Source organism: Streptomyces sp. NPDC023573 (assembly GCF_055559735.1).
Map to the genome: position 1 here is coordinate 565,609 of NZ_JBVHKB010000001.1, position 13,170 is coordinate 578,778.

Here is a 13,170-nt window from a genome sequence, read left to right on the forward strand (position 1 = left end):
CGCCCCTGGCCGCCGGTCCCGCAGTGCGGGACCGGCGGCCAGGGGCGAATCGTTACCGGGCGGAGCCGCACTCCGCCGTGACGAGGCCGTACGCCGTCACTTGACGAGGTCGGCGCGGAGGTCGTCGAGGACCAGGTTCGCGGAGGTGACTCCAAGGCCCAGGTACCAGGTCTCGTCGGAGACGTCCTTGGCCTGGCCGGCCTTCACCGCGGCGAGGTTCTTCCACAGCGGGTTGGCGCGGGCGGTGTCGCGCTCGGTGGCCTCGGCGTCGCCGTAGACACCGGTGAAGATCCAGTCGGCGTCCGCCTGGTCCATGTTCTCGGAGCTGATCTCCGCGGCGAGGTCGTCGATCTGCTGGTTCTCCGGCCGCGGCAGGCCCACGTCCTGAAGAATCGTGCCGATGAAGGAGGCCTTGGCGTAGAGCCGGATCTTGTCCGGCATGTAGCGGACCATGGAGACGGTCGGCTTCTCCGGGCCGATGTCCGCGCCGAGCTTCTTCGCCTTCGCCTCGTAGGCCGCGAGCTCGGACTCCGCCTTCGCGGTCCTGTCGAGCGCGGCGGCGTTCAGTAGGTAGTTCTCCTTCCAGGTGAATCCCGGGCGGATGGAGAACACGGTCGGCGCGATCTTCGAGAGCTCGTCGTACTTGTCCGCCGCGCGCAGCTGGCTGCCGAGGATCAGGTCCGGCTTCAGGCCGGCGATCGCCTCCAGGTTGAGGCTGTTGATCGTCCCGACGCTCGCCGGCTTCCCCGCCTCCTTCTTCAGGTAGGACGGGATGGCCTCGTCACCCTCGGAGGGGGCGTAACCGACGGGCTTCACACCGAGCGAGACGACGTTGTCGAACTCGCCGACGTCCAGCACGACCACGCGCTTCGGGGCGGCTTCGAGCTTCGTGCTTCCCATGGCGTGGGTGAGTGTGCGGGGGAACTCACCGGCTTCGGCGTCGGTCCCGTACGCCGCCGTCTTCTTCGCCGCGTCGGCGAAGTCCTTGCCGCCCGTGGCGACGGCCGCCTTCTTGTCGCCGCCCGTGTCGCCGCCCGCCGCCCCGCCCGCCGTGTCGTCGCCGCCGCACGCCGTGAGGGAGAGGGCGGCCGCCACCGCGAGACCGATCGCGGCGGTGCCGCGGCGTCTGAAGGACATGTTCTGCTCCAGTTCGGGACATGCACAGGAAATTCTTAGGGAAGGCTCACCTTAGCCCGCAGTGAAGCGGCAGCACAGCCACCCCCGGCTTCGCAGGCGAACAAGGACATCGGCACCCTTATGTGTGAAGTGGCGTGGCTCGTGTTGTCCGGTGGGGAGTGCGAAACCTAGCTTCGGTTGCCGGAGGTGACCGGACCATGACTGCCTGTGCCATCGAGGACGAGACCGCCGGAGCCGCGAGGACGACCGCGGCAGCCGGGCCCACAGCCGAGGTGGCGGAGCCCGGGAAGCCGGCCGAGCCCGTGGCAGACCTCGGCACGGGCGGCCCCGACGAGGGCGGTAAGCCGGCCGCAGGGGGAACACCGGCCGGAGCGGGTACGCCGGCCGCATCCGTACCGCCTGTCCCCTCCGTGCCACCGGAGCCGCCCGCTCCCCCCGCCCCCGCGGCAGTGCCCGCGCACGCCGAGTCCCGCGTGGAGCATGAGGAGGCGCCCCTCCCCCGGACGCCCTCGCGCCTCGTGCCGCCCGCACTCACTCTCGCGGCCGACCACACGTACGCGGCGCGGCTCACCCCGGCCGGGGAAGCTGCCGGGCCGGGCTGGTTCCCCGAGCGCTGGACGCTGGACGGCCCCGAGCCCTACGCCGTGCCCCTCCCGCTGGACCGGCCGGAGGACGCCTCGTCCGACGTACTGCCGCTCTCGGACGGGCGGGTCCTGATCCGGCGGGAGGTGGAACCCCGCACGCACTCGTTCTCCCTCCTCTACCCGACCGGGCCCGGCACGGGCGAGGTCTCGCTGGGCGCACTCGACTGCCCGGAGCTCACGCTCCTCCCTCCGTCACCGGACGGCATGAGCGCCTACGCCCTGCTCCCCGGTGAACGCTCCACCGGCGTCTGGCTGGTGGCGGGCGGCGCATTCGGCCCCGAGCGTGTCGCCGAGGTCCCGGGACGCTGTTCGGGCGGCGTCTGGCTCGACCGCGAGGGCCGCCTGCTGGCCCTGGACCGGCAGATGCCGGGCGGCGGGCCCGTGAAGGCGGTCGTCGTCGACCTGGGGCGCGGCGGAGAGGTGACCCCGCTGCTGCAGATCGCGCCGGAGAGCGACGACCGGCTGTTGATGGCCGACGCGGACAGCGGCCTGCTGCTGGTCCGGTCGGACGCGCCGGGCACCGACCGGCTCGGCTGGGGCGTGCTCGGCAGCTGCCTCCCCATGCGTTTCCCGGAGTGCCTGCGCGCGCCGGAGGGAGCGCTGACGCCGTTCGCCGTGCAGCCCGGTCAGATGCTGATGCCGGAGAGCTGCGCGGTGGCTCTGCGGATCGACGGGGCGGCGGGCAGCTGGGTGGGGCTGTGGCGTCCGGCGGGGCGTCGGCTGCACCAGTTCGCGGCGCCCGGCGGGTGGCTGGCCGGATCCGGATTCTGGACCCGGGACGGGGTGCTGCACCTGCCGTACTCCCAGGAGGGCGCGCCGTGCGCCGTGGCGTTGCTGGAGGCTCCGGTGGACGAGCCTCACCCGGCCGTCGCATCCGGAACGAACACGTCCGCCACCACGCCGGCCCGCGGGGTGTGCAGGCCCGTTCCACTGGGGCAGGCGCCTCTCAACGGGCGTCCGGCACCTGGATAAACTCGGCTCCGGGCTACGCAGCCGTTCCGTGCGGACGCCGAGGTGACCGCGCCGGGGTGGCGGCGGGCTGCGACACACACGTAAGCGATCGCAACGGGGAGACCTCCCACATGTCTGAAGCCCGAACCGACACGACCCGGACGCGTCCGCACGAGGCGGACACGGAACGGGCCGAAGCCGGCGGCTACGGAAAGCACCGAGGAGGCGCGTCCGCGGAGAGCGTGAACGCGCAGCCGCACGGCCGTCACCGCCGTCCCTCCGAAGGAGGTGGCAGCGCGGCGGCCTGAACCGCTCCGCACAGCACACGGGAGCCGTCGCAGCCCGGCTGCGGCGGCTTCCGGCGTCACGGCGGCCGGCTTCCCGCTCCCGACGGCCGCGCGCCCGGGACATGCGTCATCACGAGGTGCGCTCGGTCTCTCCCGGAAGACAGGAACGGGCATCGCGTCGCACGAACGCGCGGCACGCCAGGAGGGCCGGCTCCACTCCGTTCAGCCCTCCGGGGAGTGCAGCGCCGCCGACGTGGACTTCTTCGCGGGGTGTCCGCCGGCCCGCGTGCCCGGACGTCCGGTGCGGCCGTCCCGGCGGCCCGGCAGCCAGAGCAGCATCATCGCGGCCCCGCACACCAGCACCACGGCGGACGTGCGGAAGGCCGTCGCGTATCCGGCCGTGATCTCCGCCGCCTCCGTCGAACCCGCCGTACGGGCCGCCGCGACCGTGGAGAGCACGGCGAGGCCCAGTGCGCCGCCCATGGTGCGGGAGGTGTTGACCAGCCCGGAGACGAGTCCGGCGTCGCCCGGGGCCGCCCCGGAGGTGGCGAGCGTGGCCAGCGGGGTGGAGGCCAGCCCGGCGCCGGCCATCATCAGGACGCCGGGGAGGCAGACCGCGGTGAGGTAGGAGCCGTGTACACCCATGGTGGACTGCCAGCCGAAGCCGGCGGCGGCGACCAGGGTTCCGGCCACGGCCAGGGACTTGGCCCCCGCCCGCGCCATGAGCGCGGGCGCGGCCTTCGCACCGATGAAGACGGCGGCGGAGCTCGGCACGAGGGCGAACCCGGCCTCCAGCGGCGTGTAGCCCAGCACGTTCTGGGCGTAGACGGTCATGAAGTACCACATGCCGAACGTCGCCGAACCCAGCAGCAGCATCGACACGTTGGCCGCCGAGACGGCGCGGACTCCGAGCACCCGCAGGGGCATCAGCGGCGCGGCCGTCCTGGCCTCCACCAGGACGAAGACGGCGAGCAGTGCCAGTCCGCCCAGGAGGGGCACCAGCGTGGAGGCGGCGGCCCAGCCGGCGGCCTCGGTCTGCACGATGCCGTACGCCGTCGTCGCCAGGCCCGCCGTGACGAGTACCGCGCCGAGCAGGTCCACACGGCGGCGGTCGCCCGCCCTGCCCTCGGCCAGCCACACCACGGCGCCGGCGATGACGAGGACGCCGACCGGCACGTTGATGAGCAGCACCCACCGCCAGGAGAGAAGGTCGGTGAGCACCCCGCCGATCAGTCCGCCGGCCGCGCCGCCGCCCGCGCCGACGGCCATCCAGGTGCCGATCGCCCTGGACCGTGCGGGGCCCTCGGGGACGGCGGCGGTGAGGATCGTGAGGGTCGCCGGGGACAGGACGGCGGCGCCGAGCCCCTGCCCCGCCCGGGCGGCGAGGAGCTGCCAGCCCTCCTGTGCGAGTCCGCCTGCCAGGGAGGCGGCGGTGAAGAGGGCGAGCCCGGTCAGGAACATCCTCTTGCGGCCGTATATGTCCGCGGCCCGGCCTCCGAGCAGCATGAAGCCGGCGAAGGCGATCGAGTAGGCGTTGACGACCCACTGGAGCCCGGGTCCGCTGAGGCCCAGGTCGGTGCGCATGGACGGCAGGGCGACATTGACGACGGACACGTCGAGGACGACCAGGAACTGACCGGTGCAGGCGGCCGCGACCACGGCCCAGGTACGGGTTCTCGACCGGGCGGGCGGCAGTGCGGGCGGGGAGACGTCAACCATGGGTGTCATACTCGCAGGCCACTCGTGCCCCGTACATCGGTTTCGGGGCCCCCTTCGGTCCCCTCTCTTCTCCGTCTCCTGGCGTTGGTCCTCCGCCGACTTCCCTGTTTTTACGCCGCGTTCACCGGAATATCGCAGGCACAAGGAAGTGTTCAACATGCACACACTTGGCGGCCGACGCTGCCCGTCGGCGCGCCGCCGCATGCTCCGCCCCGCTCGACCTTCTGCTTCTTCCCCTGCCCGGAGGCCCCACGTATGCAACGGACGACGAACGGACAGCAAGCCGGGGACCTCCCCGACCCGCGCAGGGGCAAGGGCGGTGGCGTCGTACCCGTACTCGCGTTCGCGGGGATCACCGTCGCGGTGATGCAGACCCTGCTCGTCCCCGTCATCAAGGACCTGCCGTCCCTGCTCGGCACCGATCCGGCGAACGCGACCTGGGTGATGACGGCCACCCTGCTCGCCGGGGCCGTCGCGACCCCGATCATGGGGCGGCTCGGCGATCTGTACGGCAAGCGGCGGATGCTGCTGGCCAGCCTCGCCGTGATGGTGGTGGGCTCGCTGATCTGCGCGTCCACCGACAACCTCGTGATCATGATCGTCGGCCGGGCGCTCCAGGGTTTCGCCATGGGTGCCATCCCGCTGGGGATCGGCATCATGCGCGACGTGCTGCCGCGCGAGAAGCTCGGTTCCGCGATGGCCCTGATGAGCTCGTCCATAGGCGTGGGCGGCGGACTCGCGCTGCCCGCCGCCGCGATCGTCGCCCAGCACGCCGACTGGCACGCGCTGTTCCTCGCGTCGGCCGCGCTGGGCGTGCTGGCCATGGGCCTGACCGTCCTCGTCGTGCCGGAACCCCCGCTGCGCGCGCCGGGCCGCTTCGACTTCGTCGGGGCGCTGGGCCTCTCGCTCGGCCTGGTCTGCCTGCTGCTGCCGGTGACCAAGGGCGGCGACTGGGGCTGGACCTCCCCGCTGACGCTCGGTCTGATCGCCGCGTCCCTGGTGGTCCTGCTGCTGTGGGGCCTGTTCGAGCTGCGCTCCCCGGCACCGCTGGTCGATCTCCGTACCAGCGCCCGCCGCGAGGTACTGCTCACCAACCTGGTCTCGATCATGGTCGGGGTCGCCTTCTACGCCGTCTCCCTGGTCCTGCCGCAGCTGCTCCAGCTGCCCGCCTCGACGGGTTACGGCCTGGGGCAGTCCATGGTGGTCGCGGGGCTCTGCGTGGCACCGCTGGGTCTGACCATGATGTTCGTCGCCCCGCTGTACGCACGGCTCTCCGCCCGCCGCGGGCCCAAGACCACCCTGATCCTGGGGATGCTGATCATCGCCGTCGGTTACGGGGCGGGGCTCGGCCTGATGAGCGCGGCCTGGCAGACCGTGGTCATCGCGGTGGTGCTCGGGGCGGGGATCGGGCTGGCGTACTCCTCGCTGCCCGCCCTGATCATCGGCGCGGTCGACGCGTCGGAGACGGGTGCGGCCAACGGTCTGAACACGCTGATGCGGTCGATCGGCACCTCGATGTCCAGTGCGGTGATCGGCATGGTGCTGGCGAACACCTCGGTCCGGATGGGCTCGGTGGACGTCCCCACCATGGAGGGCTTCCGGACCTCGTTCGTGATCGCCACGGGGGCGGTGCTGATCGGCCTCGTGCTGGCGGCGTTCCTGCCGGCACAGCGGAAGGCGCGTCCGGTTCTGCTCGCCAGCAGCGCGGGCGACGCGCTCGCCGCGGCGGAGTCCGCCCCCGTGGCGGCGCCGGTCAGCGCGCCGGGACGTCGAACCTCGGCTCCGTAGCCAGCAGCCGGGACACATCGGTCCCGGCCGCGAGCTCCTGCGGCGGGGCACCGCGCGTGAACAGCCGTGCGGGCCGGGCGCCCTGGACCGTGGCCGTGCCCTCCTCGACGCGGATCCAGGAGCCCTCGCGCAGCCCGAGCACGGGGACGTCGTTCTCCTCCAGGAATTCGGTGAGCCGCTCCTCGCGGGTCTCGCCCTTGTGGGTGCTGTCCGGGTCGGGGTCCAGGTAGTGCGGGTTGATCTGGAACGGGACCAGGCCCAGCGCGTCGAAGGACGGCGGCTGCACGATGGGCATGTCGTTGGAGGTCCGGAGGGTCGGCGCGGCCATGTTGGTGCCCGCGCTGGCCCCCATGTAGGGCAGTCCGCCCCGTGCGGCGTCCCGCACGGCCTCGCGCAGGCCGGTGCGGTACAGGGCGTCGAGGAGCCGGAAGGAGTTGCCTCCGCCGATGAACACGGCGTCCGAGCCGGCGAGTTCGGCGAGGGGGTCGCCGCTCTCGTGGACGCCGCGCACGCGGATCCCGGACGGTTCCAGTGCCGCGCGGACCCGTGCGGTGTACGCGTCGTGGGCGGCCAGCGCGTACGGCACGAAGGCCAGCCGCGCGTTCGCCGGCAGGAACGCGCTGACGGTGTCCAGGGCGTGTTCCAGATAACCACGGCCGTACTGGGTGGAGTTGGACAGAAGAAGCAGATTCATGTGGATCCTCGTGCGACAGGGGCGGAGCCGGGTCAGGCGGTACGCGGCCGGCCCGCGCGGGACTTCGGCCGCTGGGGCGGGTGGGTGAGCCGCTGCTCCAGCGCGTGGGCGGCGTGGCGCAGGGCTTCGAGCCGGTCCTCGGGCGCGCCCCGGAAGCGGTCCTCGCCCCCGCCGAGGCTGAGGCTGCCGTAGGGTTCGCGCCTCAGGAAGACCGGCACGGCGACGGTGGCGATACCGGTGTCGTACTCACCGACGGTCCAGGCGAACCCCTGGGCGCGGATCTTCAGGAACTCCTTCTCCAGCAGATCCGGGTCGGTGACGGTCCGGTCGGTGAACCGCGCCATGGGGCGGCCCCGGAAGAGCCGGTGGCGCTGGTCGTCGGGCAGGTAGGCGTAGAAGGACTTGCTGGTGGCCCCGGCGTGCGCCGGGTAGAGCTCCCCGACCAGCGGGTAGTAGCGCAGCGGCCCGGTCTCGCCCTCCTCGGCCGCCACGCACCGCATGTGGAAGTTGTCCGGCAGGCAGAACAGGACGGTGTCGCCGGTGGTCCGGCGGAGCTCCTCCAGCACCGGGCCGGCCAGCAGCTCCAGTGACCCCGAGCGCTCCCAGAGCCGGCCGAGCCGCAGCACGGCCGGGCCGATGCGGTAGCGGCGGGTGACCGGGTCGGACACCAGGAATCCGCGGCCCGCGAGCGTGGCCAGCAGGCGCTGGGCGACCGAGGTGTCCCAGCCGAACTCCTCGGCGACCTCGGTGACACCCCAGTCGGGCCGGGTGCGTTCGAAGGCGAGCAGCACCAGGAGCGCCCGGTCGACGGTCTGCAGCGCCCCGGCGGGGGTCCGGCGGTCCGGATCGAACTCGGCCATCAGCATCTCACCATTCAGACCTGAATTGCAGATAACGGGAAAGCATTGCGTTCCACGGTAGCGGATCCCGAATGTGGCTCCAGCACCCCGCCCGTCGCTTCCCCGCAGAAGCGCCGGGCGGGTGTCCCGCTCCGGAGAAAGGCCCCCCATGCTCAAGTACGTACTGGACATCGTCGACCTGCTGGACGACCCGCAGGTCAGCGGCAGGTCCGTCGCCGGATACCTCGACTCCGTCGCCGGGGCCGCCGGCTCGGCGGCCGAGGTCACGACGGTCACCGGCGACCGGGGGGCGACGGACTTCGTACTCGTCCGCATCCCGGGCACCCACGGGCGCACCTCGGGCGGCAGTGCCCGGACCCTCGGCGTGGTCGGCCGGCTCGGTGGCGTCGGCGCCCGGCCCGAGGTGACCGGGCTCGTGTCCGACGCCGACGGCGCGGCCTCGGCACTCGCCGCGGCCGCCAAACTGCTGGACATGCGCCGCCGGGGCGACGCGCTGCCCGGCGACGTGATCGTCGCCACGCACATCTGCCCGAACGCTCCGACCGAGCCGCACGACCCGGTCCCGTTCATGGGGTCCCCGGTGGACATCGCCACGATGAACCGGCACGAGGTCACCGGCGAGATGGAGGCCGTGCTCTCCATCGACACCACCAAGGGCAACCGGATCATCAACCACAAGGGCCTGGCCCTCTCGCCCACCGTCAAGGAGGGCTGGGTGCTCCGGGTGTCGGAGCAGCTCGGCGAGCTGCTCGCCGTGGTGACCGGTGAGCCGTTGGTCACGTACCCCGTGACCACACAGGACATCACCCCGTACGGTAACGGTGCACACCACATCAATTCGATTCTGCAGCCCTCCACCGCGACCGCGGCGCCGGTCGTCGGTCTGGCCGTCACCTCGGCCGCCGCGGTGCCGGGCTGCCAGACGGGCGCGAGTCACGAGACGGACATCGCGTCCGCCGCCCGGTACGCCGTCGAGGTCGCCAAGGCCTTCGGCGCCGGAACCCTGGACTTCCACGACGCGGTGGAGTTCGACAACCTCGTCAGCCGCTACGGGTCGCTGGCTCACCTGCAGACCTTCGGCCGCACCACCCAGGAGTCCTGATGGCATCCGACAGCCGGGGCGCCGCCACGGCCCCCGAGGCCAAGAGCATCGGCAGCGACGACTACTCGCTCTCCCGGGTGCCGCGCGACAAGCGCTTCGGCTTCTGGTCGATGCTCCTGCAGTGGCTGGCCCAGTCCGGGTCGATCTCGCAGTTCACGCTCGGTGCCACCATCGGCGTGGGCATGACCTTCGGGGACGCGTTCCTCGCCTTCACGCTCGGCGCGGTGATCCTGGAGATCGTGATCTTCGCGATCGGCATGGCCGGGATGCGGGAGGGCCTGGCGACTCCGATGCTGACCCGGTGGGTGGGCTTCGGCAGAAACGGTTCGGCACTGGTCAGCTTCGTCATCGCGGTCAGCCTGGTCGGCTGGTTCGGCGTCCAGAACACGATCTTCGGCGACAGTGTCTCGGCCCTCGTCGGCGGCCCGTCCTGGATGTGGTGCGTCGTCGCGGGCATCGCCATCACCGCCCTGGTGATCTTCGGCTTCCGCTGGATGGCCCTCTTCGCGAAGATCGTCACCCCGCTCTTCTTCGGCATGGTCGCCTGGTCGGTGATCACGACACTCAACGACCACTCGCTCGGCGACCTGATCAGCTCGCCGCCGCCCGGTGAGACGATCCCGCTGGCGGTGGCCGCCACCGCGATCGCCGGCGGCTACATGACCGGCGCCATCGTCTCGCCCGAGATGACCCGCTACAACAGGAAGAGCTCGCACGTCTTCGTGCAGAGCGCCTCCTCCATGATCCTCTCCGAGTACATCGTCGGCATGGTCGGTGTGCTCCTCGGCCACCTGGTGAAGTCCAGCGAGGTCTCACACATCGTGCTCTCCACCTCGGGCGCGTTCGGCGTGATCGTGGTCCTGATGTCCACCGCCAAGATCAACGACTGGAACCTGTACGGCTCCTCGCTCGGCGTCGTCAACTTCTTCCAGGTCGTCTTCGGCAAGCGGCTGCACCGCGGCGTCGTCACCGTCGCCCTCGGCGTGGCGGGCACGCTCCTCTCCGCGGTCGGCATCATGACCCACTTCACGGAGTTCCTCTCCCTGCTGGGCGTGATGATCCCGCCGATCGGCGGGATCATCGTCGCGGAGTACTGGGTCGTGAAGCGGATGCGGCGGCCGCTGGACGAGACCCGCGAGGCGCAGACCCTGCCCGCGACCTCCCCGACCTGGGTGCCGATGTCCCTGGCCATCTGGCTCGCCGCGTTCTGCGTCGGCAAGTTCTACGACGGCGGGATCCCGGCCCTCAACTCGCTGGCCACCGCCTTCCTCCTGTACTGCGTGCTCGGCCTGCTGGGCTGGATCAGGCCGTACGGAACCTCCGCCCTGGACGACGACGCGCACACCCCCGCGCCCGCCGCCGCCCACGTCACCACCCCGACAGGAGCAGCATGAGCATCGTCCCCGCGTCCGAGCAGGCCCAGGAGGAGGTCGTCGGTCTCTGCGCCGAGCTGATCCGCTTCGACACCTCCAACCCGACGAGCGACGAGCGTGCCGCGGCGGACTGGGTGGCGGCCCGGCTCGCCGAGGTGGGCATCGAATCCGTACGGGTCGACTCGGCCCCCGGGCGGGCCAACGTCATCGCGCGCGTCGCGGGCGCCGACCCGTCCCGGGGGGCCCTGCTGGTCCACGGCCACCTCGACGTCGTACCCGCCGACGCCTCCGAATGGCAGGTGCCGCCGTTCTCCGGCGAGATCCGCGACGGCTACCTCTGGGGACGCGGCGCGATCGACATGAAGGACACGGTCGCGGTCATGCTGGCCACCGCCCGGCACTTCGCCCGCACCGGCACGCGACCGGCCCGCGACCTCGTCCTCGCCTTCCTCGCCGACGAGGAGGCGGGCGGGAAGTTCGGCGCGCACTGGCTGGTCGAGCACCGTCCCGAGCTCTTCTCCGGGGTCACGGAGGCGATCGGCGAGGGCGGCGGTTTCTCCTTCGCGATCGACGACACCCGGCGGCTGTACCCGATCGAGAACGCCCAGCGCGGCATGGCGTGGATGGAGCTCACCGCCACCGGCCGGGCCGGCCACGGCTCCTCCCCCAACGACGAGAACGCGGTCACCGACCTCGCCGAGTCCCTCACCCGGATCGGCCGGGAGACCTTCCCGGTCCGGCTGATCGAACCGGTCCGCGCCCTGCTGGAGGAGGCGGCGCGCCTCTACGGTGTGGAGTTCGACGAGGACGACATCGAGGGCACCCTGCCCCGGCTGGGTCCGGTCGCGGACTTCATGCAGGTGGTGCTCCGCAACTCCGCCAACCCCACCATGTTCACGGCGGGTTATCAGACCAACGTGATCCCCGGGAAGGCGACCGCCCGGGTGGACGGCCGTTTCCTGCCGGGCCACGAGCAGGAGCTGATCGACACGATCGACCGGCTGCTGCTGCCGTCCGTGAGCCGCGAGTGGGTCAACCACGACATCGCGATGGAGACGACGTTCGACGGGCCGCTGGTCGACGCGATGTGTGACGCGGTCCGTGCGGAGGACCCGGACGGCCACCCCGTCCCGTACTGCAACCCCGGCGGCACCGACGCCAAGGCCTTCACCCACCTGGGAATCCGCTGCTTCGGGTTCAAGGGGCTGAAGCTCCCGCACGACCTGGACTACGGCCGGCTCTTCCACGGCGTGGACGAACGCGTCCCGCTGGAGGGCCTGCGCTTCGGCGTCCGGGTCATGACCCGGCTCTGGCAGAGCTGCTGACCCGAGCCGGAAGCGGTCTGGTTCACCGCTGCGGAATCGGCTCGGGATTCCGGGCCGTCCGATGCCTACGGTGGTGCCTGTCCCGCCGGGCGTACGCCCGGCGGGAGAGCCGGCCCCCGGGTGGTGGCCCATGTACCGAGGAGTTACGCATGTTGCGACGCCGTATCGGAGGCCCCACAGGTCCCCTTGCAAGTGTCCTGTCCCTGGGCACTCTGCCCTTCGGCACCACGGTGGACGAGAAGACTTCCTTCGCCATCCTGGACAGGTTCGTGGAGTCGGGCGGCAACCTCCTCGACACCGCGAACAACTACGCGTTCTGGGCTCCCGGCGGGACCGGTGACGAGAGCGAGGCCACCGTCGGCCGGTGGCTGGCCGCCCGGGGCCTGCGCGACCAGGTGCTGATCTCCACCAAGACGGGTGCCCGGCCCACGGTGCCCGGTACCGGTCTGGAGACAGCTGAGGGCCTCTCCGGGGCTGTCGTCCGCAAGGCCGCGGAGGAGAGTCTGCGGCGCCTCGGCACGGACCGTATCGACGTGTACTGGTCCCACATCGAGGACCGGACCGTCCCGTTGGAGGAGACCATGGAGGCGTTCCACACGCTGGTCGGAGAGGGGAAGGCGCGGGTGCTCGGGTGCTCGAACCATGCCACCTGGCTGACCGAGCGGGCCCGTGGCGTGGCTCGCGCGGGCGGATTGACGCCGTACACCTGCGTACAGCAGCGCTACTCCTACCTCCAGCCGCGTCTCGACCTGGCCCTGCCGGAGAGCGGCCACGTACATGTCACACCGGAGCTGCTCGACTACGTGCGTGCCGAGCCCGACATGACGCTCATGGCCTACTCCTCGCTGCTCTCGGGCGCCTACACACGGTCGGACAAGCCGCTGCCTGAGGCGTACGACCACCCGGGCAGCGTGCGGCGCCGGGCGGTGCTCGGCGAGGTGGCCGACGAGCTCGGGGCGACGGTGAACCAGGTGGTCCTGGCCTGGCTGATGGCCGGTGATCCGCCCGTCATCCCGATCGTGGGAGCGAGTTCGGTGGAGCAGCTGGACGAGATTCTGGGGGCGGCGGAGCTCCACCTGCCGGTGGAGCTGAAGGAGCGTCTGGACTCGGCGTCGCTCAGCCCGGCCGGCTGACGTCGTCAACTGCCGGTTCCCGGCCTGGGTCACCACCCACCGCGAGCACCGCGGATCCGACGCGAGGACCCGGCCGGCGGGCAGGGTGCTGTCCGCGGCGAGACGCCCGCTGGTGACGGCGGTGCGCAGCGCACAGGGCGGGCGGCTGTGCAGCGGT

The 13,170-nt window shown here is 71.8% G+C and carries 10 protein-coding genes; 6 read left to right on the forward strand and 4 right to left on the reverse strand.

Going from position 1 to position 13,170, the window contains the following annotated elements:
* Nucleotides 1-96: 96 nt before the first annotated feature.
* A complete protein-coding gene (locus tag ACZ32T_RS02615) occupies nt 97-1,137 on the reverse strand; it encodes an ABC transporter substrate-binding protein (protein WP_467273251.1) in 1,041 nt (346 codons plus the stop codon).
* A gap of 197 nt (nt 1,138-1,334) precedes the next feature.
* On the opposite strand from ACZ32T_RS02615, the gene ACZ32T_RS02620 reads away from it, so the two are divergent.
* Entirely contained in the window at nt 1,335-2,753 is a 1,419-nt protein-coding gene (locus ACZ32T_RS02620; protein ID WP_467364969.1) for a hypothetical protein, read from the forward strand.
* A 488-nt stretch (nt 2,754-3,241) separates the two neighbouring features.
* Here ACZ32T_RS02620 and ACZ32T_RS02625 read toward each other — a convergent pair whose 3' ends face one another.
* On the reverse strand, nt 3,242-4,747 hold the full coding sequence (locus tag ACZ32T_RS02625) for an MFS transporter (RefSeq protein WP_467364971.1): 1,506 nt from the start codon (nt 4,745-4,747) through the stop codon (nt 3,242-3,244).
* Nucleotides 4,748-4,993: 246 nt separating this feature from the next.
* Between ACZ32T_RS02625 and ACZ32T_RS02630 the strand changes: the two genes are divergently transcribed.
* On the forward strand, nt 4,994-6,526 hold the full coding sequence (locus ACZ32T_RS02630; RefSeq protein WP_467273255.1) for an MFS transporter: 1,533 nt from the start codon (nt 4,994-4,996) through the stop codon (nt 6,524-6,526).
* On the opposite strand, the gene pepE is transcribed toward ACZ32T_RS02630, so the two are convergent.
* Together pepE and ACZ32T_RS02640 are read right to left on the reverse strand one after the other, a co-directional pair.
* Nucleotides 6,492-7,220: a dipeptidase PepE gene (gene pepE / locus ACZ32T_RS02635; RefSeq protein WP_467273256.1), complete on the reverse strand. Its 729-nt coding sequence runs from the start codon at nt 7,218-7,220 to the stop codon at nt 6,492-6,494. The genes ACZ32T_RS02630 and pepE overlap by 35 nt on opposite strands.
* Before the next feature lie 32 nt (nt 7,221-7,252).
* A complete protein-coding gene (locus ACZ32T_RS02640; protein ID WP_467364973.1) occupies nt 7,253-8,080 on the reverse strand; it encodes an IclR family transcriptional regulator in 828 nt (275 codons plus the stop codon).
* Between the two features lie 148 nt (nt 8,081-8,228).
* Between ACZ32T_RS02640 and ACZ32T_RS02645 the strand changes: the two genes are divergently transcribed.
* The 4 genes from ACZ32T_RS02645 to ACZ32T_RS02660 all read left to right on the forward strand — a co-directional run bounded on the left by ACZ32T_RS02645 (nt 8,229) and on the right by ACZ32T_RS02660 (nt 13,013).
* Nucleotides 8,229-9,182 carry a DUF1177 domain-containing protein gene (locus ACZ32T_RS02645; protein WP_467364975.1) on the forward strand — a complete coding sequence of 318 codons (954 nt, stop codon included), beginning with the start codon at nt 8,229-8,231 and terminating at the stop codon, nt 9,180-9,182.
* Nucleotides 9,182-10,576: a cytosine permease gene (locus ACZ32T_RS02650; protein ID WP_467273259.1), complete on the forward strand. Its 1,395-nt coding sequence runs from the start codon at nt 9,182-9,184 to the stop codon at nt 10,574-10,576. Before ACZ32T_RS02645 ends, ACZ32T_RS02650 begins: the two co-directional genes overlap by 1 nt.
* The gene (locus ACZ32T_RS02655; RefSeq protein ID WP_467364977.1) at nt 10,573-11,880 is read left to right on the forward strand and encodes a M20/M25/M40 family metallo-hydrolase; all 1,308 of its coding nucleotides are present in this window, start codon (nt 10,573-10,575) and stop codon (nt 11,878-11,880) included. Before ACZ32T_RS02650 ends, ACZ32T_RS02655 begins: the two co-directional genes overlap by 4 nt.
* Nucleotides 11,881-12,029: 149 nt before the next feature.
* Nucleotides 12,030-13,013 (forward strand): aldo/keto reductase, encoded by a 984-nt coding sequence (locus ACZ32T_RS02660; protein ID WP_467364979.1) that lies wholly within the window; start codon nt 12,030-12,032, stop codon nt 13,011-13,013.
* The last annotated feature ends 157 nt before the right edge of the window (nt 13,014-13,170 follow it).